The organism is Nonomuraea thailandensis (assembly GCF_024172165.1).
Taxonomy (GTDB): domain Bacteria; phylum Actinomycetota; class Actinomycetes; order Streptosporangiales; family Streptosporangiaceae; genus Nonomuraea; species Nonomuraea thailandensis.
In genome coordinates this window covers 341,043-362,908 of record NZ_JAMZEB010000001.1, presented here as the reverse complement: position 1 = coordinate 362,908, position 21,866 = coordinate 341,043, and the positions used below count along the sequence as shown (strand labels likewise).

Below are 21,866 nucleotides of genomic sequence, written 5' to 3'. Positions count from 1 at the left end.
TCTCCACGCTTTCAGGGGATTGACAGCTGCCAGGTTCCGGCACGCTGCCAGCGCCGGAACAACCCGTAGATCGTCTGCCAGCATCCGTACCGCTCCGGCACGTCCCGCCATGGCGCCCCCACCCGAACCCGCCACCGGATCCCATTAATGAGCTGCCGTTTCGTCCAGGTCGGCGGGCGCCCTGGCTTGCGGCCGACCGGCAGCAGCGGCTCCAGCACCGCCCACTGCGCATCGGTCAGATCAGCCCGCCCGGCCACCGGTAAGGTGTCCACGAGGTCTCCGTGCAGATGGTCTTCTTGGTCGTTGACTCATCTACCGGAGACCTCTTCTTTTGTCGATCTACGAACACCTCGAGCAACCGCCACTCAAGTCACTTCTGAAACACGGCCTAGTACTACAGTCATGTTTTGTGATCTATAGTCGGATCCGTGTCGGATGTGGTGACGTCTGAGGATCTCCAGTCGTGGGCGGCGGGGCTGGATGAGCTGTTCGCTCGGGTGGCCAGCCGTTTCGGGCGGGTGGAGCCGCGTCGGCAGGCGCGGGCGTATCTGGTCGGGCTGCTGGCGCCGGTGGAGCGGAAGAACGGCTGGCAATTGGCCGAGGCTGCGGGTGATGCGCAGCCGCATCGGATGCAGCGGCTGCTGAACAACGTGCGGTGGAACCCTCGGGAAGTCCGTGCTGACCTGCGTGATTACGTGGTCGAGCAGTTGGGAGATCCGGGCGGGGTACTGGTCGTGGACGAGACCGGGTTCATTAAGAAGGGCACCCGCTCAGCCGGGGTGCAGCGACAGTACTCGGGAACGGCTGGCCGGGTGGAGAACTGCCAGCTCGGGGTGTTTCTCGTGTACGCAACCCCGCGCGGGCGCGCGCTGCTCGATGCCGAGTTGTACCTGCCGAAGTCCTGGACCGATGATCGGGCCCGGTGCGCGCAGGCCGGCATCCCCGACAGTGTGTCGTTCGCCACCAAGCCGGCGCTAGCGGCGGCGATGCTGGGTCGGGCACTGGACAGTGGCGTGCCCGCCTCGTGGGTGAGCGCGGACGAGGCGTACGGCCAGGACCACAAGTTCCGGCTGTTCCTGGAAAAACGCGAGGTCGGCTACGTCGTCGCCGTGCCCAGGAGCCAGTCGCTCGGCACCGGTATCGGCTACGGCAACACCGGCTCACGAGCCGACGCGGTGACCGCCGACGCCCCCGAGCAGGCATGGAAACGCCTGTCGGCGGGCGATGGGGCCAAGGGGCCGCGCCTGTATGACTGGGCGATGGCGACCCTGCCGCCCCACACCGACGACCACCTGGGCGGACCCGGCGGCTTCCAGCGCTGGCTCCTGGTCCGCCGCAGTCTCACCCCGAACGATCAAGGCGAGCTGGAGATGGCCTACTACCTGTGCTTCGGACCCGCGGGTACCTCGCTGGACCAGCTCGTTCGCATCGCCGGTTCCCGATGGGCCATCGAGGAGTGCTTCCAGTCCGCCAAGAACGAAGTCGGCCTGGACCAGTACCAGGTCCGCCGCTACGACGGCTGCCACCGCCACATCACCCTGGCCATGCTCGCCCACGCCTACCTGGCCGTCACCGCCGCCCACGCCCCAAAAGCACGTGCGGCCTGGTCCCCCTCACCCCAGCCGAGATCCGCCGTCTCCTGGCACATCTGACCAGCGCCGTCACCCACCCCATCAGCGACATCCTGCAACGCGCCATGGGCTGGTCACATCTCCGACGCGCCCACCAAGCCCGCGCCCGCAGCAGCCACTACTGGAAACGCTGGCTACGCCACAACAAGATCCAACTTTAGATCACAAAACATGACTGTAGTACTAGAGGATCGCTGTGGCAGCCTTGTGGCATGCCACAGGCCGCGACACGGCGGAGGAGTTGGTCGACGTGCCTGAGCAGGTAGATGAGCGGCGCGCGTGGGCAGCCCACCTGATGGGGCAGGTCCTGCGGCAACAGCGCACGAAGGCCGGCCTGTCGCTTCGCCAGACCGCCACGCTCACCCACTACGACTTCGGCTGGCTGGGCCGCGCCGAGAGGGGCGAGTACCTCCTTCCCGAGCAGCACGCCGCGGCGTTGGACGCGCTGTTCGACACCCGAGGGCTTCTGGTGGAGTTGCGGCGGACGGCCAATATCGGGCACCCATCGCATTTGTCGGCGAGGCTGGCTAGCGCCACCGGCGGACAGGAGGTCATGCTGGTGCTTCAGGTACAGGGAAGGAGTGTCCACGTGACTCTGTCGCGACGCGAGTTCGGCCGTCTGCTCGCCGCCGGCGTGCTCTCGTCCGCGATGCCTGGGCTGGCCGACGCCGACCAGGTGGATCGGGTGGCACAGGCGATCACCTCCCCCGCCCGAGTCGACGCCGAGGTGATCGCGTACTTCCGGCGCGTGCTGGCCGAGCACTACGCAGCCGACAAGATGCTCGGCCCGCGCAGCCTCCTCAAGCCGGTCCTGGCACAGATCGACGTGCTGGACGAACTCCGCCGCGGTGCCGCAGGCGCACACGCGGAGCCACTGCTGCAGGTGCTGTCCCACTACGGCGAGATGGCCGGGTGGCTGTACCAGGACCTGGGCCAGCTGGAACCGGCCACCCAGTGGACGCGTCGGGCGGCGGAATGGGCGCAGTGCGCAGGCGACGCCAACATGGCGGCGTACGCGCTGGTGCGCCAATCCAACATCGCCGCTCTGGGCGGCGACTACGCCGGTGTGGTCCAGCTCGCCGCGGCCGCCCGCCGGAACCCGGCAGAGGTGGAGCCGAAGCTGCTGGCGCTGGCCGCCCAGCAGCAAGCGCGCGGCCTGGTCATGCTCGGACAGGCGGACGCGTGCTTCGCGCTGCTGGACGACGCCGGTGAGGCGTTGAAGGATCATCCGCAGGTACGCCAGCCGGACGTGCCGGTGTACCTGCACCACTACGACCTGGCGACCCTGCGCGAGCAGAGCGCGGTCTGCTACCGGGCCGCTGGCCAGGTCGCCACCGCGGCCTCCATTCTGCAGGAGCAGATCGCGGCCACTTCGGGCCGCCTCGTCCGCGATCGGGGCCACCTCACGGCGAAGCTGGCCGTAGCCCTCGCGACTACCGACCCGGCACGGGCGGCGACGCTGGGGCTGGAGACGATTGCGACGGCTCAGCAGACCGGCTCGGCGCGGATCTGGCGTGAGTTGCGCACATTGGACAAGGATCTTGTCCAGGCATGGCCAGGTCACGCCACCGCAGCGACGTTTCATGACGCTCTTGTCAGTGTGTGAGCCTGCCGCTCCGGGCGGCAGGTGACGCGTCGGATGGGCGGACATGAACGCCTCTTGTCTGAGCGGCCTACGTCAGGTCCTTAGCACGTGCAGGAACGGCGTCGTGGCGGCGCGGGCCTCCTCAATCTCAGGCGGGATCACCGCAGCGGGGTGTGAAGGTCTCAGGCCAGAAGAAGGTGGCCTTCTGACAGGGCTGGCAGAAGCTGCGCTGTCGGCTCCCCTTGATGACGTTGCGGCAGGCGGCGGTCGGGCATGCGCGCATCGCGGTCTGAGGGTGATCGGGATCGGCGGTGAACATCCACGCATTTGGGTCCCATTCCTGAGTTCGCCACGGGGTGCGGAGTTGTTGCTGCAGCCACTCGCTCCAGGCCGGCAGGTCCAAGCCGATCGCTGGTTGCTCCTGCTGCAGCGGCTGGCGGGCCAGGTTGGTGGTCATCATCGCCCCCGAAACTGCCTCGCCACCCGCTCGACGGCGCCGCGCTTGTCCTGATCGCCACGTGGATGTAGGGCTGCATCGACGTCGCGGAGACGTGGCCAAGCAGTTCCTGGACCACGTCCCGCGGGGTGCCCTGGCGCAACATAGTCGTCGCTGCGGTGTGCCGGAGCAGATGCGGCCAGACCGCGATGTCGCCGCCCACGAAACCCGCTTTCCTCACCTGTCGGTGACATGCGGTTCCACGACACGCCAGCTACCCGGCCCGGATGGTTGGATCGGCTACGTGGCGAACATGAAAGCGAATACCCTCGTCATCCTGCGGGGGAACTCCGCAAGCGGCAAGACGACCATCGCCAAGGCCATCCAGACCCGGCTGGGGAGGGGAGTCGCCGCCAGGATCGGCCAAGATCAGCTCAGGAGGGACATCCTGAGAGAATTGGACGTTCCCGGAGGAATGGCCCCCGACTTCATCTGTCACATGGCCGCCTACCTTTTGGACAGGATGCCCGTCGTCCTGGTCGAGGGCATCATGGTCGGCGCGCGCTACAAGGCCGCGCTGCAGCGGCTTATCGACCAGCATCCCGGGCGCGCCCTGGTCTACTGGCTCGACGTCGAGTTCGCCGAGACTCTCCACCGGCATGCCACGCGACCGCAGGCCGCCGAATTCACGCCTGAGGACATGGCCGGGTGGTACGTCCAAGACGACTGGCTCGGCCTGCCCGGGGAAGCCCTGATCCCTCAAGAGTCATCGTTGGAGGAGACGATTCAGCGGATCTGCCGCGACATCGGATCGCCCGTCGTGGAGCATGGCCGGATGCCCACAGCCTGCGGAACCGCCTCTGACGCACCCTCGGGAGAGGACCGTCCGCATCTGGTGCTGTGATCGGCGCTTGACGCTTCGGCGGCGTTGCCGCTTGCGGCATCGCCGGTCGTGATGGCCGGCCCCGCCTCATCACAGCGGTCCGGCTGGTGTTCAGCTCGGCCCAGGCCGAGGCGATGGGCGGGCTCGGTTCGTTCGATGACGCACCGGACGAGAGTGGGCGGCCAGGCGCAGGCCGCGCCAGGACAATCCGGGGGAGCCCGTTTCTGCACGTGTGCGAGGCGCTCGCGCGACTCCAGCGCGGCTGGGGCAACCCGTTCCCTTGAGGAGCCCGCAGCGACGTGGCCGGTGTGCGCGGTGGGGTCGGCCCGGGCATGGGGGAGGTTGCGCCGAACTCCGGCACTCGGTTGCGACGACGTGGCTGAAGCACTTGCATGGGGTGGCATGACCGTCACCCGCTCGCAGCTCGCCGCCGCCCTCGGCCGCTACCTCGACGCCCACCCTGAACGCGCCGGCGATGTCGACCCGCTGGCGCAGGCCCTGGCCGACGGTGGCGGCGGGCAGGATCTCGCCTCCCGCCAGACCTTGCCGCTACGTGACCGCGAGCGCCGCGGCGATCGACGACGCCGGCCGCGTGCTGATGATCCGCCATCGCACGCTGCGCCGGTGGCTGCTGCCGGGTGGGCACCTGGAGCCTGAGGATCACAGCCTGTACGGCGCGGCCTTGCGTGAACTGGGGGAGGAGACCGGACTGCTCTGGCAGCCTGCGGCCGGGCCGCAGGAGCTCGACGCGATCGCCGTAGACGTCGACGTCCATGCCATCCCCGCGCATCCGGCCCAGACGGCGAACCGGCGCACCTGCACGCCGACTTCCGGTTCGCCGTCTGGGCCCGGGAGCCGACCATCACGCTGCAGAGGGAGGAGGTCACGGCGTTCGCGTGGCGGCCACCGGCGGATCTGCCGACCGCGCGCCTGGCCGGCAGTGTCGCTGCGGTGAGCGCTGCGAGGTGACCGAAGGCCCGCGAACGCCCCGCTCCCGTGCTCGGCTCAGGTACAGCGTCCGATGATGGCGCGACCGGCACGCTGGAGCTCCTCGTCCTCGGCGATGCCTTCCCACCGGCCGATGCGCCGGGGCAGCGCCAGCTGCATGCGCAGCATCGGCAGAGCCGGTTCGGCCGCTTGCCCCATCCGGTCCAGGCAGGCCACCACGTGGGTGCCCGTCGACGGGTTGCGCTCCCACGCCCGCAGCAGCGTGGCCAGGACGGCCGGCGCTTCGGTCTCACCGCTGATCTGCCACAGCGCCGTCGCGCAGTGGACGCTGACCCATTCGTAGTCGTCATCAGCAAGCTCGCGCAGGCGAGGCAGCGTGGCGGCGGCGGGCGGGCCGATCTGGGCGAGCACGTCGGCGGCCTCCCACAACCAGGAGACCCGATCGCCGTCGAGCAGGTCATGCAGCAAGGGCAGGACCTCTGCCGTGTCGCGGCCGACCGCCCACAGCGCGGCCACCGCGGCGGATCGTACGTCGGGGTTGGCGGCGGTGGTGAGGGGGCGGATCTGGGTTAGGGCGGGGGCCGCCGCGGGGCCGAACGCCGCCAGGGCGTGCAGGACCGCGCAGGTGGTCGGCCACTGCTTATGGCGGATGGTAGCGGCGAGAGTGTCGGTGATCAGCGTCAGCGCGGACCGGTCGCCGAGGGCGGCCAGGGCCGACAGCACCGGTCCGGCGTGCATCCGCAGCTCGCTCTGGCCGGGGTCGAGACGGCGCAGCCGCTCACACAGCCGGGGCACGAGCTGATCGGCGGCCGCCGGCAGGCAACCGGCCACCTGGACCGCGCGCCAGTCGTCGGCGCCGCTGTCCAGCGCGGCCAGCAGGCTGGGCACAGCGCGTATGTCGCCGAGCCGGGCGAGCGCGAGAACCGCCTGCTGGTGAGCGCGGGCCAGCCGCGGCCGAGGTGTGGCCCATACCTGCGGGCCGTGCGCCGTGCGCTGCGCCAGCACGTAGGCGGCCAGGACCTCCCGGGCGGGTTCGGCGATTGGATGGCACAGCTGCAGGACGGCTGCCGCCTCCGCAGCCACCTCCAGCCAGGGCCCTTCCTGGCCGGCCGGTCCGAGGTGGCGCGCGATCAGCTCAACGAGGAGCCCGTGGTCTCCGCGCCAGGTGTTGATCAGTTCGCCGCTCATCCGGATCGCGTCCAGGCGGGCACCCGGGTCGCGGCTGCAGGACTGCTGTGCGAGCAGTTCCGTCCGTTCGGGCACTCGGGCATCCAAGGCCTGATGAAACGTCTGCAGCAGATCCGTGGTCAGGGCGTGCACGCGATCGCGCCGGTCGAGGTCGTCGAAGGCGGCCAGGACCTGCGGCGGTGTCCCGTCCGCCGGGCTCATCCGGCTGGGTGGCTCAGCCCACCAGGTCTCATCCGGCGTGAGCTCGTGCTGCAGTTCACGCAGGAGCTCGATCACGGCCGCCACGGTTTCTTCCCTGATCTGTTCAGGGGCGCAGCGGGCGCGGTGCACCACGGCGGCGAGGCGGGTCCCGGGATCGATTGCGGAGTTGGTGGCGGGGTCGGTGGCCAGGTCGGCCAGCCACGCCAGGGTGGCGGCCCACGCCGCCGGCAGGCGCGTGGCCAGCAGCGCCGCGGCGTTCAGGACCTGCAGCCGCTCGGTGAGGCCGGGCTCGGCCGCCAGCCGCTCGCGCAGCAGCGCCAGGGCCCGGTCCGCATCGTCGAGGAACAGGCCCAGCCCCGCCACCGCGCGCCGACGTACCAGAGGGTCGGCGTCGGCGGCGAAGGCGACGAACGCCTGCGCTCGCGCGCGCATCACCGCCGCGGCGCCGGCGAAGTCGACCAGGTCGGCGTACTCCTGCTCGGCTTCCTCCACGGCCACCGTGCCGATGCTGACCAGAAGTCCGACGATCGCGGCCCGATCAGGGGTGGCGGGATCACCGGCCAGCTCGAACAGGAACGGCAAACTCGCCGTCGTGCAGGGATACACGCCTCCCTGATGGTGGACGGCGCTGTAGTACTGCTCCAGCGCCTGGTGCCGTTCCCGCCGGTCTGCCGAACGCAGCGCCAGCATCAGCTCCGGTATCTCGCCGGCCGAGCCGTAGGCGTGTTCCATGGACGACCAGTCGATGTCGTACAGTCCGTCAAACATGTGCCGCACTATGCCGGATCACACCGACCGGGACGATGGGCACGCCACCGTAACTGGCTCTGGCTTTGCCCGGCCGCTTGCCGGGAGCGTGCGGCGATGAACAACTTCCGGACCGTGTGGCTCACCCCGGCGGCCGCCCTCGCTGCGGCGACGGCGGTGTTGGCGATCCGCCCCACGACGCTGCTCCTCTCCTCGGTACAGCATGACCGCCCGCAGCAGGCCATATCGCGGGAATCCCCGGCAGCGCCTCTCCAGGTGATGCAGAGTTCTCCGGGACGCGGGTGGGCTCGCGCGACCGTGACTCTTCTCGCCGGCCTGACATGGCCCTGGTCCAAGTACCTCTTCTCCTGCAGTTTCAGAAATGTCGGTACGATGCGGCACAGTGATCCCATGAGCGATTCGCCTGCCCTCAGCATCGTGTCCGACGTCCCCGGTAGTCCCACTCCTTCCATCGCACCTGCCGGAGCGAATCTGACGCAGGAGAACCGGATCAAGAGCCTTCCTCCGGGAGCCGAGTCCCTGCTCTGCCCCACCTGCCGGGGTGTGATCGTTGGCGTCGAAGCGGGAGCCTTTACAGTCCTGCGCGGTCAGCTCATTGTCAGCCACGGCTACTGCCAGGGAACCGGTTGTAACTCGCGGACGCCCAGCACGGTGAGCACTGCCAGCGGATCGAGTACGGACTTCGGCGAGCCCGGCTGAACGGCCACCGGCCGGTCGTCTGCGGCGCGTTCCTGGCCGGAACCGCCCCGCCCAGGCCCAGACCGCACCCAAGGATCCCGTCCGCGTGCTGAAGTCCAAGCTGGTCCCCGGCCATGGCGTCCGCTACAGGGCAAGACCTGGCTCAAGGTGCCCGGCGGCGGCATGCCCAGCGAGTACGACCAGGTGCTCAACCCCACCGAGCCCGCCACGCTATCGGCGCTGCTACGGAAGGGCAGCAGGAGCGGCAACACGGTCACCGGCACGATCACTTTCAAGGACCTGCGCAAGGTGTCCGGCTGGTTCTCCCGCTCGGACCTGCGCTCCTGGGCCTCGCACGATCCAGGCGACGGCGCCGATCCGGGCGGGCAGGGACGTTGGCTTCATGGCGATAGCCCACCAGCGCGTCGAGCTTGCCCGCACTACGAGCAGACAGCCTCTGCAGGTATGGCCGGCCCCACCTGGGTTACTACGATCAGGCGTGTGGGCACGGCTCGCTGCGGGCACCTAGGGTGGCGCCCATGGGGACGCGGAAGCCACGCACCGCGCTGGAGGCGATCTTCTGGCGCAGGTTCTTGCTCAGTGCGTGGCCGTGGCGATCGGCGGGCTACGCCTGTACGACCTTGCCGGTGGCCTGCACGGCCGCGTTCTCGCTGGGCGTGCTCGCGCTGCCCCGGCTGGTGCTGATCAGTGATGGCCTGCACGGGAGGATCCAGCCGGTCGGGCGGACTATGCTGCTCGTGCCGCTCGGCGGCGTCCTGCTCGCCACGCTGGGACCGCTGGTGGCACTGGCCGTAGCTCCGGTGGAGCGGGCCCGCCTGTCGATGGTCTGGCATTCCGCGCAGGAACCCGGGCCCCGCCCGTCCTTTTGCATCCGGCCTGTGGGCATGGCTGCGTGCCCGGTACACCGACGCGGCCACCTGGCGTGCGCTGGCGTACACGATCGTGCTGGCCACCGCCGTTCCCGTGCTGTACGGCTGCCTCGCCTCGCTCCTGTTGCTGGCCGCTGCGTTCCTGTTCAGTCTCAGCCTGGTCAGCGGCGGCACGGTGGCCCTGGGCTTCGGTCAGGTGAGCACCGCCGAGGAGGCGCTGCCCTACACTCTGGCCGGGCTGGTGATCCTGCTGGCCGCCCCCTACCTGCTGGCCCTCGCCGCCGGTGGGCACGCGGTGATGGCGGCGGCGTTGCTGGGTACCGGCCCGGCCCATCAGCTGCAGGCCCGGCTGGTCGAAGTGACGCGTTCCCGCGCCCGCCTCGTCAGTGCCTTCGAGGCCGAGCGCCGGAGGATCGAAGGTGACCTGCACGACGGCGCCCAGCAGCGCCTGATCAGCCTCACCCTGCAACTCGGGCTGGCCCGGCACGACCTGCCCAGCGACTCGGCCTCGGCACGCAGCGTCGCAGATGCCCACGACCAGGCCAAGCAGCTCATGGCCGAGCTGCGTGAACTCATTCACGGCATCCGCCCGCAGATCCTCGCCGACAGCGGCCTGACCGAGGCACTGCGTGATCTCGCCGATCAGTCTCCGATCCCCGTGAGGATAGAGAGCGACCTGCCCGGCCGCCTGCCCGACCACATCGAGTCGACCGCCTACTTCGCCGTTTCCGAAGCGCTGGCCAACGCCCTCAAGCACAGTGACGCCAGCGCGATCACCGTGAGGGCACGACTACGGCAGGACCTGCTGGTCATGGAGGTGAGCGACGACGGGCACGGGCGCGCGGACCCGCGCGGCGGCACCGGACTGACCGGCCTGGCCGACCGGGTGGCCGTGCTGGACGGCAAACTGTGGTTGTCCAGCCCTCCAGGAGGCCCGGCAAGAACAGGGGCGAGCACCCCTCGGTGGCCAGCGTGTGCCGGGTGCTCGCCGAGGGCGAGAGCGCCGTGGCGCCGACGTGAGCCCGTGCCGGGTCACTGTCTGCTGGGTGGGTTGCTTCGGGGCGGTGCAAGACCATGAGCTAGTCGGCCTTGTCGAGTTCGGGCCGGGTGGTGGCGCGGGTGGAGATCGCCTCTTCCGTACGAACGATCGGACCCTTTCTGTCGTCAAACGATCCTTCGACGACATCGATCCGAGGGGCGGGCTCCGGCGGCAAGGTCTGTCTGTGCCGGAGCCGGAGTGGATGGCCATGCTATGGCTGGGAAGGTCGGTTCTGCCCCACAGCTCTGTCCGTGCGCATGACGGGATACATGGCGAATCGTGTGTCCCGTGATGAGTGCCGCTGCTCGAAGAACTCGCGGCGTCTTCTAGGATCCGTCGCGAAGGCTGGATCGGCCGCGAGTTTGTGCCGGAACTCGTCGGCCAGGGCCGGGTCCTGCTCCAGCAGCTGCTGGGCGAAGATTTCGGTGACGTAGGGCTCGACGTATTCCTTGTGCTCGAAGTGGGCGTTGAAGTATCCCCAGGCGGCCAGCGAGTCAGGAGCCTGCGGCTCCAGCAGGGTCATGAGGAGCCTGGCCCCCGGCTGTGCGATCGGCACGAACAGGCTGCCGGCGGGCAGTGCCTGCGGCTCGGGCTGCCAATCTCCCTGCAGTGTGACTGGCATGCGGCCCTCGAACGGGGCGGACGCGAACCGCGTGCCGGTCGCGCGGAACACCTCGGCGTCAAGGTGGTCGAAGCCGTGCTCGAGCGTCTGGTGGACGAGCCCGTGCAGGTCCAGCTTGTCGGCGATCAGAGGCGCATACGAGCGGGGCACCAGGTAGCCGCCGCGCGGCGCGCGCACGATGAGCGAGGGCAGTGTGCTGCCCCGGTAGGGCACGCGCCAGATCTGCGGGGTCGCCGGGTCGTAGACCGTGACGGGTTCGCCGGAGATCGGGGACAGTTCGCGGGTGTAGGCGTAACCCCGGAACTCGATGGTGCTCATCGGCTCCGCTGCGTTGTGCGGGCCGTTCCCGGCGCCATGGGGGATGTCGCGCCGGTCGACCACGACATCCAGGACGACGTCCTGGCCGCCCAGCAGGCTCGCACGCTGGTCGGCCTGGCGCACGGCCGCAGTCCACGCGTTGCCGTGCGCGGCGAGGAGTTCGGCCAGTCCGACGATGGCATTGCGGCTGATTCGTACGCGGGTGGCGTAGTCCTTCCAGGAGTGTGTCTCAACCAGCACCGTGTAGCGGTTGCGGGTGGGGAAGTAGCCGGTCGAATAGCGCGGGGTGTATGCGGTGATCTGGAAGCCGGAGGACGGATCGTCCTCGATGACGGGCTCCGGGTAGAACGGCAGCGGCAGCGAGCCCTGCGCGGCCAGCTTCGCAAGCAGTGCATCACGCATCGCCGCGCCAGAGGCGTGCAGTCGCGGGTCGCCCAGGTGGATCGGCTCGACCTGGATCGACACGTCGGGTTCGAAGTCGGCGCCGTCGGTGACGTGCATGTCCGCGCAGACCAGTGGATCCCAGTCGCGCAACAACGTCAGCATCGCCCGCATCTCCGGCGCGTCGGCCTTGGTGTAGTCGCGGTTGAGGTTGAGGTTGTGCGCGGTCGCGCGCCACCCCGTCTCCTCAGGGCCGTCCTGGTTCGGGCGGTTCCATCGGCCCACCCTCTCGTGGCCGTCGGTGTTGAACGCGGGCACGAACAAGATCGCGAGGTGCGCCAGGGGGTCGCCCTGAGGCGGGTGCACGGCGATGTGCGATCCGCCCGTTACCCCCGCCAGTGGCTCGCCGCCGAGCAACTCGCGCAGTGCGACGAAGCCGGCGTCCTTACCGTCGCTCTCGCCAGGGTGGATACCGGCTTGGACCAGCAGCAGCGGGACGCCCCGTGCACGCAGCGCCTCGGGGGTGAACGCGCCACTGCGCGAGATGAGCAGGGCCCGCATCGAGCGTCCCTCGGCCGACTGCCCGTAGACGAAGCTGCGCACCGCTTCTGGCCAGCGTCCGGCGAAGGCCGCGCACAGCGCCTCCACTTCGTCCAGCCGCCCGGTCAGGCGGAACTGCGACTTTTCGGCGAGGGTCTCGAGGGTCATCGATGGTTCTCCATGTTCGTAAGACGCGGGGCAAGCGCGGCGACGAACGCCAGCGCCACCTCCTCACGCCGCTCAGCGAGTAGCGCCGGGTTGGCCTCGGCGAGCAGCGTGTCGGGGTAAGGCTGTAGGTGAGCGATCTCGGCGACCACCGCGGGCAGGCGCTCGCGCCTGCCCGCGGTGGCCCGCAGGCACGCCATCGTCGCGATCCTGTGCAGCCAGTGCGGCAGCGGCGATCGGCCCTCGTAGCCGCCCAGGCCGCGCCAGGCCCGCAACAACGTCTCCTGCAGCGTGTCCTCGGCCTGGTCGAGGGAGCCGAGCATGCGATAGCAGTGCAGGTGAAGGGCCCGCAGGTGCGGGGCGACCAGGGCGTCGAAGGCGGCGTGCTCACCGTTTCGCGCGGCGGCCAGCAGCCGGGCGTGCTCGGCGCCGGTGTCCTGGAGCGTGCTCACGCGGCGAGCCTAACGACCGGGTCCGACAGAGTCGGTGAAGTCGCTGATGTCGATGATTTCGTCCGTCGCCGTGGATCTGACAGGACATCCCCGCCTGAGCCGCCGCCACGGAGGATGAGATGTCGCCGGAAGAGCTGTTCTGGGAGCTGGCTGAGCCGATGCTCGCCGATCCCGCGATCACCCGCTCGACCATGATGGGACTGCCCTGCCTGCGCTATGACGGCCGCTTCTTCGCCTGTCTCGACCGGCGCGAGCAGGCGCTGATCGTCAAGCTTGTGACTTTGATGGCTTGATGGCGTGAGTTACCCAGCGGTATTTGGCGTTCGCAGCCGAGCGGGGTTGTGCCGGAGGGTTCGATGGGAACGCCGTCGGGCGGCCCGCTGGTGCTTCCGGACCGCCCGACAGCGTTATGAGTGGTGGGTCTCGGTTGTTGGTGGGTGGTGGTGGCCTCACATGATTCCGATGACGAGGTTCTCGCGGGCGGCCTCGACGACTTCTTTGGTGACGGTGCTCAGCTGGTTGATCTCCAGAACGCGTTCGATCTGGTCGACGAGGCGGGTGGTGAGCCGGAAGTTGCCGTTGGTGATGCGGGTGATGGCGGCAATGGCTTCGGTGGTGGCGAAGTCAGCGTTTGCGGCGGACGGCGTCGGCGGATTCAAGGAACCGTTTATGTTCCTTGGTCGCCATGATCGGCGCGGGTCCGGGTACGGTGCCGCCGTTCGCGGCGGGGGTGTGCCCGGCAGGTTCGGGTAGCGGGAGGCGGTCGCTGGCGTAGTGCCGTGCGCCGGTGGGGGTGGCGGAGTCGGCGGGTGCCGGCTCCGGCGGGTCGGAGATCTCGTCGGGTTCGTCGTCGTGTCGCTCCACGCCCGGTGGTCTATCCGAACGGCTGCAGCCTCACTCATTCCAGTAGCGTTTGAGTCGCGGAGCGTCATCGCGGGTAGCGGTGGGGGCGGCCTGGTCGGGGTCGGGGAGGCCCGCCTGGACGGGTTTCGGACGGTCGTGGGCGTGATCGGAGCCAGGGCCGCTGCTGGTGGTTTCGTCGGGGGTCGCCCAGGTGCTGAGCTCGGCGCGCGCGGCGGTGGGGTAGGCGGCGGGGAGGGGTTCGTTGTGGGCGGCCAGGAGCCGGTCGACGACGGCGGAGCGGCTGGTCAGCGTGCCGCGTAGCTGTTTGCGGCGGGCGTTGCGGGCGGCGGTGATCTCTTTGAGGCTGATGGTGGCGCCGGAGAGTTCGGGGCAGATGGCTCGGCACAGGAACGTCTCGCCGTCCAGGGTGCGCAGGTAGACGCGGATCTCGGTGATGTCGCGGGGGTCGTAGCGGATGGTGGCCTGTTCGGTGACGTAGTCGGCCAGGACGGGGTCGATGTAGCGCAGGTTCAGGAAGTGGATCCCGTCGGTGTGGATCTTGCGAGGTTTGGCGACGGTGGATAGCAGCAGATCGAGTTGTTCGAGGGAGGTGGGCATGCGCGGGATGAACGCGCCGGCCTCCCACCGCTGCTGGGGTGGCGTCTTGGTTTCGGAGTGGGGGCGCTGGTTGTAGACCTCGCGGATGAACCGGCCGATTGCGGCGTCGAGCTGCGGGAGGGTGAGCTGCGCCTGGCCGGCGCGGTCGGGGGTGCCGCGGGGAGCGTAGCCGGGCAGGTGGGCCAGGCACATCTGGTTGACGGTGCCGATCAGGCGCTCGATCTTCCCGTGGCCGTGCGGCTGGCCCTTCTTGGTGAACACTGGGCGGACTCGCAGATCGGCCATCACCTGTTCCAGGTGCAGGGAGGTGAAGTCGGAGCCGTGGTCGAGGTGGAAGATGTCGGGGATGCCGCACACGTGCCAGTCCGGTTCGCTCTTGCGCCAGATCGCGTGCCGGAGGGCCAGCGCGGTCGTCAGCGCGGAGGGGGCTTAGGTTGACGGCGTAGCCTGCGACGGCGCGGGAGTGGTCGTCCTCGATGGCCGTCAGCCACGGCCGGGCTGGCTTGCCGGAGGAGTCGATCACCCAGATGTCCAGCTCGGTGTGATCGGCTTGCCAGATCTCATTCGGCTTGGATGCTTCCCGCCGGTGCACCAGCTCATACACCTCTCGATACCGCTTGGTCCCTTCGTGCGCCATGACCTGCAGTGCCGGGTCGATGCCGGTCACGATCTCGTGCACGGATCCATACCCCGGCCGTGGCCAGCCACGCTGGGCAGCCACGCTGGCGGCCTGCCGATGGATCTTCGCGATCGTCGGACGGGGCGGCTTGAGCGCCAGCCCCTCGATGAAAGCGATCAGCTCGCCGGGTAGCCTGCGGCGCCCCTTGTCGGAGCGGCAGGTCCTGGCCAGGCCTTGCATGCCGTCCTGTTTGTAGGCGGCCAGCCAGCGCTGCGCGGTCCGGTACGGCACGGCGGCGCCAGCGGCGGCCGCCTTGAGCGTCACTCCGTCGTACAGATGCGGCACCAGGACCCGATACCGCGCCAGCGCCGTCGGCGTCGCGTCGGCCTCGCCCGCCGGGGTGTCGCCGGGCGAGGCAGCGGGACCGGCGTTGGATCGTTCGGCGCTCATTGCTTCATGGTGACCCTGAGGCGAGAGATCGCGCCAGACGGCCGTAGAGAAGCGGCGGGGTGACCGGTGCTGTTACCAGGACAAACCATCCCGGTCCTGGCGGAGGCATGTCGCGGGCCCGGGGATGGCACTGTAACGGAACTGTTTCGTACGGTAAGCGCATTCCCGCAGGCTGCCCAGCGCGAGCCCACGCACTGTGAGCATGGGTGCCGCAGTTCCTGGCATCGATGACCGCCCTATCGGGCGGATCGAGCCGGATGAGCGGCCTGAAGGTGACCGTGGCGGCCTGCCTGACCTCCCAGGCACTCAATATCGGGTATGGGCCAGTCTCCAGCCTGGACGTGCCCGCGCTGGATCACCGCCGTATCGGGCACGTGGGCCGGACCTATCTGCGGGCCGCCCGGCTACACCGCCGCCAACCCGCACCTCATCGAGGCGCAAGCCAGCGTCAGGAACTTGCGAGCAAGGTCTATGCCCCGCCGTGCCCTACTTCGGGTTTCCCGACTCAAAGGAACGCAGCCCTTCGACGGCGAGACGTTCGAAGCTCGTGTACATCTGCTCGGCCGACAGGTCGGGTTCGGTGTCGTGCCACCAAGTGAGAACTCCGATCAGACCGTTGACCAGAAAGGCCACCATCATGTCGAGTCGGGTTCGGTCGTCGATGTTCAGGCGGCTGTGCAGGTGGGTCGCAAGAAGATCTGACAACATCCTGCGGCCGGAGCGGAGGGCCACGGTGGTGGCGCGGCTGCCGAGCAGCGCGCGGTAGAGGTGGCGCTTGTCGGCGGCGTGCTCGAACAGCGGCCGGAGCGGGGCCATCACCGAGGACTCATGTGAGTGGGCGTCGGCCGACAGCCGTGCGGACAGTTCCGCCTGCAGGTGGTGCATGCCGCTGAGCAGGAGCTGATCCTTGCTTGGGTAGTGCAGGTAGAAGGTGGAGCGTCCCACGTCGGCGCGGTCCAGGATGTCTTGCACGGTGACGTTGTCGTAGCCCTTTTCGGAGATCAGCTCGATCAGTGCGGTGTGCAGCAGGGTGCGGGTACGGCGGACGCGCCGGTCGGTCGGCGGGGTCGGTGTCACGCCGTTCTCCTCCGGTGATCCGAACAATCTGCGGCGGATGTTCAGTAGTGAACGGTTTGCGGGGTTCGCCTCTGGTGGAACTGTTCCCGTGCGGCTGATCGTATGAACATGATGTCCAATTCTGAACTTGGTGTCCAGGCTCCGGATTCGTGCGTCTGGACGCCGAAATACACCGTGATCCTTTCGGTGCTATGCGCGGCCCAGGTGCTCGACGGCATCGACGTGACGGTCGTCAACGTGGCGCTGCCGTCGATCGAGACCGAGCTGGGGTTCACGGCTGCGAGCCTGTCGTGGGTGGTGAACGCCTACATGGTGGTCTTCGGCGGCTTCCTGCTGCTGGGCGGCCGGGCCGGCGACCTACTGGGACGCCGCCGGGTCTTCCTCGCCGGCCTGGCGTTGTTCGCGGTGTCGTCGCTGGGCGCCGGCCTGGCCGCGAGCCCGGCTGTCCTGGTGGCCGCCCGCGCGGTGCAGGGCCTGGCCGCCGCGCTGATCGCGCCGATGACGCTGGCGCTGATCGCCGTCACCTTCCCGCCGGGCACGGCCCGCAACCGCGCATTTGCCATCTGGGGTGCCGCCTACGGCGTGAGCAGCGCGGTGGGGCTGCTGGTCGGGGGCGTGCTCGCCAACGGCCCCGGCTGGCGGTGGATCTTCCTCGTCAACATCCCGATCGGCCTGCTCCTGCTGTTGGCCACCGTCCGGTACGTGCCGGCCGACCGCCCGGCACGCCGGCACCACCGCTTCGACCTCGTGGGCGCCCTCACCTCGACCGGCGGGGTGAGCCTGCTGGCCTACGCGGTGCTCCAGGCACCCACCGGCGGGTGGCTCACCGTCACTACCCTTGGCCTACTCATAGCGGCTGTCGTGCTGTTGGGCTACTTCGCTCTCCACGAATGGCGCTTCGCCGCCGAACCACTCCTTGACACCTTATTGCTGCGCAGCCGGTCGGTCACTGGCGCCAACGTGGTCACCGCTGTGCGCGGCGGCGCGATGTTCGCCGTTTTCTACTTCGCCACCCTGTACCAGCAGCAGGTACTGCACCAGTCGCCGCTGGAAACTGGGCTGGCCTATCTGCCTATGACCCTGGTCCTCATCGTCGCCGCCGGCCTCGGGCCCGTCTTGGTGCGAGCCGCCGGTATTCGCGTCGTGCTGACCATCGGCTCTCTGATCGCCGCGGGCGGGTTGCTGTGGTTCGCCCAGATGAGTACCGGCGGCAGCCTGTGGGCCGGCGTCATCGGCCCGTCGATCGTCGTCAGCATCGGCTTCGCCGTCATGGTCGTTCCCACCACCATCGCCGCGCTCACCGAGGTGGCCAAAGCCCACTCCGGTATCGCCTCCGCGCTGCTGAACGTCAGCCTGCAGCTCGGCGGCGCGCTCGGGCTGGCGGTCCTGTCCACCGCCGCCACCACCCGCAACCTGAGCCAGGCCGGGACCCATCCCGACACCGCCCTCGTCGAGGGGTACGCCTTCGCCTTCGCCCTCGCCTCGGCCCTGATGGCCGTCACCGCGGTGCTGGCCATGGTTTTCTTCCGCGAGCAAGGGCGAGGTCAGCAGGTCAACGTGGCCGAGCTGCAGAAAGAGTCGATCCATGACTGAACACCTCCCGACACAGGCAGCCGGGCGGCGCACGGCGCTCATCGTCGGCGCGGGCATCGCCGGCCTGGCCACCGCACTGTTCCTGCACCGGATTGGCTGGCACTCGATCATCCTCGAACGCGCCCCCGCCCGCCGGAGCGGCGGCTACCTCGTGGCGTTCTTCGGGATCGGCTACGACGCGGCCGAGCGCCTGGGCATCCTTGCCGAGCTACGGCAACGGAACCTCGACCCCTTCCAGCTCCGCTACGTCAAAGCCGACGGCACGCACCACTTCTCCGTGCCCTCATCGGCCATCCGCGACCTCATCGGCCCACGCCAACTCACCCTGCTCCGCGGCGACCTGGAAGAGGTCCTCCACCACGCCGTCCGCGACCACGCCGACATCCGGCACGGCACCACCGTCGAATCGGTCACCCAAACCGAGGACACGGTGGCCGCCCATCTCAGCGACGGCACAGTCGTGGAAGCCGACCTGCTTGTGGGGGCCGACGGGCTGCACTCGCAGGTACGCCGCCTGGTGTTCGGGCCCGAGGAGGAATTCCGGGTCGACCTCAACCACATCGTCACCGCGTTCACCCTCGACCGCCACCCCGCCCAGATACCACCGCAGACCAGCACGACCCTGACCACGATCGGCCATACCGTCACCGTCACCAGCCTCGGACCCCACCGCACCGCGGCGTTCCTCGTCCACCGCACCACCACCCCGGCGGCCGACCTGGCCAAGGGCCCCGCCGTCGCAGTCGACGACGCCTTCGCCGACCTGGCCTGGATCCTGCCCGACCTGCGTGCGCACCTGCGCCAGGCCGGCTCGGCCTACTTCGACAGCGTCAGCCAGATCGTCCTCGACCGGTGGAGCATCGGGCGGGTCGTTCTCGTCGGTGACGCAGCCTGGTGCGTGACGTTGTTCGGCGGATACGGCGCCTCTCTGGCCGTCGGCGGCGCCGACCTGCTCGCCTCCGCACTCGATCACCCCGCTACCGACATCTCCACCGCACTACGCGCCTGGGAAAGCCGCCTGCGTCCGACCGTCCTGCGCAGACAGCAAATCGGCCGCCGCAACACCGCAGCCCATGCCCCGGCCAACCGGTTACGACTCGCCACCCGCAACCTGGTCATGCGCCTGGCCGCCCTCCCGCCGACCAGGCACCTCCTCCGACGCCATCTGGATCTCCACCCTGATGACTGACCCCGGCTACCACAGTCGCACCGGCCCGAACCGCGGTGAACACCAGATGCCGTGGCATCGAACCCTGGCGGCGCCCCCGGCAAAATGACCGACAAGGGTGAAGACATCAAGACAGCATGCTCGCCACCGGCCGCCCTCCGGAATTCCGCGTTCCGGAAGGAGACTCGGTTCGTACGAAGCTGGCCCCAGACGGGATGACAGCCCCAACTGGGGGCATCTGCGCGTGTCAGGGGTGGCCGGGTGAGCCGCTGTGTCAGCGGAGGCCGCCAGACGGTCGGCGGTTTGAGGGGCCAGGGGCGCGACCGGTTCTTAGAGGGCGTTTGATCCTGTCTGATCCCGGGTTTAGGTGCCGCGCCAGGTGGGGGTGTTCTCGCCGGTGAGTCGGCGGGCCATGAGATCGATCATGGCAATGTGGATCATGGCTGCGGAGTGGGTGGGCAGGGCTTCGTAGTCGCGGACCAGGCGGCGGCGCAGCATGAGCCAGCTGAGGGTGCGCTCGGCCACCCAGCGGCGCGGTAACGGGGTGAATCCCTTGGTGGCGGGGTCGCGGGTGACGACTTCGACGTCGATGCCCAGGGCTGCGGCGCCCTCGATGACGGTGGTGCGGTAGGCGCTGTCGGCCCAGGCCTTGGTGAGGGCAGGCTGAGTCGCGGCGACCTGGGTCAACAGTGGCAGTCCGGCGGCGCTGTCAGAGATGGCGGCGGTGGTGGCCAGCACCGCCGGCAGCAGGCCGAGGGTATCGGTGATGATGCTGCGCTTGCGGCCGGCGATTTTTCTTGCCGGCGTCGTAGCCCTGACTGGCGGCGGGGACATTGGTGGAGGTCTTGATGCTCTGGGCGTCGATCACGCCCGCGGTGGGCTCGGGGGCACGTCCCGCCGCGGCGCGGACGGAGCGGCGGAGCAGGCCGCTGAGTTGGTCGAAGATGCCGTCTTTCTGCCAGCGGGCGAAGTAGGGCGCGTAGGTGGGGAGCTGGACGATGCGCAGCCAGTCGGCGTGCTCTGCGGCGAACTCCGCCAGCTGGCCGTCCAGGTGCACGTTCAGGTTGTCGCAGCACCAGACCAGGGGTGCGCCGAGCTGCTGGTGGGTGGCCACGATCAGGTCCCGGTAGTCGATCCAGGAGAACGTCTTCGGCTCGCCCTTTCGGCCGTGGTAGAGGTGCAGCTTGTAGAACAGGTTCGGTCGTTCGCCGTCTCGGAAGCAGACGACGCCGGCCATGTTGATGCGGCCGGAGCCTCTGCCGCGGACCGTCACCACCGGACGGGCGCCGACCGGCGCCCAGGTGCGTCCCTTCGGCGGCCTCAGTCCCTGCCCGGCCTCGTCTTCGAAGCAGAGGTAGGCACCCAGGTCCGCCGCGGTGGTTTTGCCGCCGACCACACCTCGGCCTTCCACAGCGCGACGGCCTGCTCATCCCGCTCCAGGGCGCGCCGGGCCGGCACCTGCACCGACCAGCCATGGCGATGCAGCAGCTTGCCCACGCCCTCGATGGTGTAGCCGATGTGGAACAGCCGCCCGATCAACGTCTTAACCCGGCCCAGCGTCCAGCACTGGTCCTCGACATAGCCCCAGGCCAGCGGCCCCCGCTTGAGCTCGGCATCCAGCCGCGCCCACTGCCCGGCCGACAGCTTCTCCACCAAGACCGGCCCCTTCGACAGCAACGCCGACGTGCCGCCCTCCCGCCGTGCCTTCCGCCAGCGCGTCACCGACCGCTCGTGCACCCGTAACCGCGCCGCGATCGCCCTGGTCGATTCCCCGGCCTCGAACCACTCGGCCGCCTGCAGCCGTACCCGCTCGCGCCGCTCCTGCTCCGCGGGCGTGTACCCACCCCTCTGCGCATACCGCATGCTCCGGTCGTACCTCACCCGAAGCGATCCGTCACGAGGCTAAGACTCTACGCATTCAACCTGTGTAGCGCCAGGGGATGCCGGTGCGGTTGACATAGAGGATGGCGTTGAGAATGTCGCGCAGGTGGTGTTCGGGCGGGCGTCCGATGTCGAGGGCGCCGACGCGGCGTCCGGCACGAGTGGCCTGCTGCGCCAGTACTTCCCCAAGGTACCGACCTGTCGGTCCACCCGTGACCAGCTCGACGCGGTCGCCGCCGAACTTAACGCTCGACCAAGAAGGACGCTCGACCGGGATACCCCAGCCGAGCGTCTCGCCATACTGTTCGCGGTTGGAAACTCACCACCTGTTCCGGCCACCCCGGAACTACGAGTAGTTATGACACTGGCTGCAACGGGTTGACGCCGCCCAGGGCGGCCCGAAACTTCCTGCCAGCTGGACGTCAGTGGAGCCCCGCTGAGTGACGAAGCCAGCCAAACCGACGAGCATTGCGGCAGTCAGCACTGACCAGGTGATACGGCGCACTGGAGCCTCCTTAACCCCCTCTCCGTGTAGTGCGCTAATGCCTGCTGCAGTCCGCCACTCGGGCAACACCTCCAGGGCTGCCAACCTGCGCCGATTTCCAGCCATGGAGAAATGCTTCAACCAGCGGGGAAGCGTTCGACCTCTCAAGCGTCCAAAGGGAGGAACAGACGCTAGACGGGTTACTCTCCAGCCGAGGCGTCTCGCTATGCTTCTCACCGCCAGTAGTTGATCAGCGTGTTGCGACCACCTCCCGAATCCGTCCCCACTCCTGAAGGCTTTTCCCGTTCCTGAGGCCGCGGGTTCGCCGACCTTGAAAAACTGGCGCGTGCTCACGAGGCCGCGCATGGACGGCGGGAGAAGAACGGCAGCCAGAGCACTCTGTATGGC

General features: G+C 69.0%; 21 protein-coding genes and 1 pseudogene. 10 read left to right on the top strand and 12 right to left on the bottom strand.

The annotated features are described in order from the left end of the window. Positions 1-11 precede the first annotated feature (11 nt). The gene (locus HD597_RS01685; protein WP_253739820.1) at positions 12-272 is read right to left on the bottom strand and encodes a transposase; all 261 of its coding nucleotides are present in this window, start codon (positions 270-272) and stop codon (positions 12-14) included. Positions 273-440: 168 nt separating this feature from the next. On the opposite strand from HD597_RS01685, the gene HD597_RS01680 reads away from it, so the two are divergent. Then, positions 441-1,652 carry an IS701 family transposase gene (locus tag HD597_RS01680; RefSeq protein ID WP_253740332.1) on the top strand — a complete coding sequence of 404 codons (1,212 nt, stop codon included), beginning with the start codon at positions 441-443 and terminating at the stop codon, positions 1,650-1,652. 229 nt (positions 1,653-1,881) lie between these two features. After that, positions 1,882-3,237 (top strand): helix-turn-helix domain-containing protein, encoded by a 1,356-nt coding sequence (locus HD597_RS01675; RefSeq protein WP_253739818.1) that lies wholly within the window; start codon positions 1,882-1,884, stop codon positions 3,235-3,237. Between the two features lie 161 nt (positions 3,238-3,398). Here HD597_RS01675 and HD597_RS66535 read toward each other — a convergent pair whose 3' ends face one another. Beyond that, complete coding sequence (locus tag HD597_RS66535) at positions 3,399-3,875, bottom strand: tyrosine-type recombinase/integrase (RefSeq protein WP_372513324.1); 477 nt, start codon at positions 3,873-3,875, stop codon at positions 3,399-3,401. Between HD597_RS66535 and HD597_RS01665 the strand changes: the two genes are divergently transcribed. The 3 genes from HD597_RS01665 (at position 3,768) to HD597_RS66530 (ending at position 5,490) form a co-directional block, all read left to right on the top strand. Further along, a complete protein-coding gene (locus HD597_RS01665) occupies positions 3,768-4,556 on the top strand; it encodes a P-loop NTPase family protein (protein ID WP_253739815.1) in 789 nt (262 codons plus the stop codon). The two genes, HD597_RS66535 and HD597_RS01665, sit on opposite strands and share 108 nt — an antisense overlap. Positions 4,557-4,937: 381 nt before the next feature. Beyond that, the gene (locus tag HD597_RS01660) at positions 4,938-5,192 is read left to right on the top strand and encodes a hypothetical protein (RefSeq protein ID WP_253739813.1); all 255 of its coding nucleotides are present in this window, start codon (positions 4,938-4,940) and stop codon (positions 5,190-5,192) included. Beyond that, positions 5,134-5,490, top strand: coding sequence for an NUDIX domain-containing protein (locus HD597_RS66530; protein WP_372513349.1), 357 nt, complete (start codon positions 5,134-5,136; stop codon positions 5,488-5,490). Before HD597_RS01660 ends, HD597_RS66530 begins: the two co-directional genes overlap by 59 nt. A 50-nt stretch (positions 5,491-5,540) precedes the next feature. On the opposite strand, the gene HD597_RS01655 is transcribed toward HD597_RS66530, so the two are convergent. Next, positions 5,541-7,640, bottom strand: a complete 2,100-nt coding sequence (locus HD597_RS01655; RefSeq protein WP_253739811.1) for a HEAT repeat domain-containing protein — start codon at positions 7,638-7,640, stop codon at positions 5,541-5,543. A gap of 1,530 nt (positions 7,641-9,170) precedes the next feature. Here HD597_RS01655 and HD597_RS01650 point away from each other — a divergent pair. Continuing rightward, entirely contained in the window at positions 9,171-10,286 is a 1,116-nt protein-coding gene (locus tag HD597_RS01650) for a sensor histidine kinase (RefSeq protein WP_308210560.1), read from the top strand. Between the two features lie 172 nt (positions 10,287-10,458). Here the strand turns inward: HD597_RS01650 and HD597_RS01645 are convergent, their stop codons facing one another. Continuing rightward, on the bottom strand, positions 10,459-12,276 hold the full coding sequence (locus HD597_RS01645) for a M14 family zinc carboxypeptidase (RefSeq protein ID WP_253739810.1): 1,818 nt from the start codon (positions 12,274-12,276) through the stop codon (positions 10,459-10,461). After that, a complete protein-coding gene (locus tag HD597_RS01640) occupies positions 12,273-12,725 on the bottom strand; it encodes a sigma factor (protein WP_253739809.1) in 453 nt (150 codons plus the stop codon). Before HD597_RS01640 ends, HD597_RS01645 begins: the two co-directional genes overlap by 4 nt. A 119-nt stretch (positions 12,726-12,844) precedes the next feature. On the opposite strand from HD597_RS01640, the gene HD597_RS01635 reads away from it, so the two are divergent. Next, positions 12,845-13,018, top strand: a complete 174-nt coding sequence (locus HD597_RS01635) for a hypothetical protein (RefSeq protein ID WP_253739807.1) — start codon at positions 12,845-12,847, stop codon at positions 13,016-13,018. A 156-nt stretch (positions 13,019-13,174) separates the two neighbouring features. Here the strand turns inward: HD597_RS01635 and HD597_RS01630 are convergent, their stop codons facing one another. The 3 genes from HD597_RS01630 to HD597_RS01620 all read right to left on the bottom strand — a co-directional run bounded on the left by HD597_RS01630 (position 13,175) and on the right by HD597_RS01620 (position 16,332). After that, positions 13,175-13,384: a TniB family NTP-binding protein gene (locus HD597_RS01630; RefSeq protein WP_253739806.1), complete on the bottom strand. Its 210-nt coding sequence runs from the start codon at positions 13,382-13,384 to the stop codon at positions 13,175-13,177. 235 nt (positions 13,385-13,619) lie between these two features. After that, entirely contained in the window at positions 13,620-14,603 is a 984-nt protein-coding gene (locus HD597_RS65665; RefSeq protein ID WP_504928476.1) for a Mu transposase C-terminal domain-containing protein, read from the bottom strand. 1,138 nt (positions 14,604-15,741) lie between these two features. Then, on the bottom strand, positions 15,742-16,332 hold the full coding sequence (locus HD597_RS01620; protein WP_253739802.1) for a TetR/AcrR family transcriptional regulator: 591 nt from the start codon (positions 16,330-16,332) through the stop codon (positions 15,742-15,744). Positions 16,333-16,434: 102 nt separating this feature from the next. Between HD597_RS01620 and HD597_RS01615 the strand changes: the two genes are divergently transcribed. Continuing rightward, complete coding sequence (locus tag HD597_RS01615; protein ID WP_253739799.1) at positions 16,435-17,925, top strand: MFS transporter; 1,491 nt, start codon at positions 16,435-16,437, stop codon at positions 17,923-17,925. Further along, entirely contained in the window at positions 17,918-19,114 is a 1,197-nt protein-coding gene (locus HD597_RS01610) for an FAD-dependent monooxygenase (protein WP_253739797.1), read from the top strand. Before HD597_RS01615 ends, HD597_RS01610 begins: the two co-directional genes overlap by 8 nt. A 342-nt stretch (positions 19,115-19,456) precedes the next feature. On the opposite strand, the gene HD597_RS01605 is transcribed toward HD597_RS01610, so the two are convergent. From HD597_RS01605 to HD597_RS66520, 4 genes are read right to left on the bottom strand one after another with little or no spacing between them, the layout of a single operon-like run. Beyond that, positions 19,457-19,840 carry a hypothetical protein gene (locus HD597_RS01605; protein WP_372513348.1) on the bottom strand — a complete coding sequence of 128 codons (384 nt, stop codon included), beginning with the start codon at positions 19,838-19,840 and terminating at the stop codon, positions 19,457-19,459. Further along, the gene (locus HD597_RS01600) at positions 19,803-20,489 is read right to left on the bottom strand and encodes a transposase (RefSeq protein ID WP_253739793.1); all 687 of its coding nucleotides are present in this window, start codon (positions 20,487-20,489) and stop codon (positions 19,803-19,805) included. Before HD597_RS01600 ends, HD597_RS01605 begins: the two co-directional genes overlap by 38 nt. Further along, positions 20,414-20,956 (bottom strand): winged helix-turn-helix domain-containing protein, encoded by a 543-nt coding sequence (locus HD597_RS01595; RefSeq protein ID WP_253739791.1) that lies wholly within the window; start codon positions 20,954-20,956, stop codon positions 20,414-20,416. The genes HD597_RS01600 and HD597_RS01595 overlap by 76 nt, the downstream gene beginning before the upstream one ends. Before the next feature lie 55 nt (positions 20,957-21,011). Next, complete coding sequence (locus HD597_RS66520; protein ID WP_372513347.1) at positions 21,012-21,104, bottom strand: transposase; 93 nt, start codon at positions 21,102-21,104, stop codon at positions 21,012-21,014. 27 nt (positions 21,105-21,131) lie between these two features. On the opposite strand from HD597_RS66520, the pseudogene HD597_RS67200 reads away from it, so the two are divergent. Continuing rightward, positions 21,132-21,263: pseudogene (locus HD597_RS67200) on the top strand (IS30 family transposase); the annotation flags it as partial. Positions 21,264-21,866: the final 603 nt, after the last annotated feature.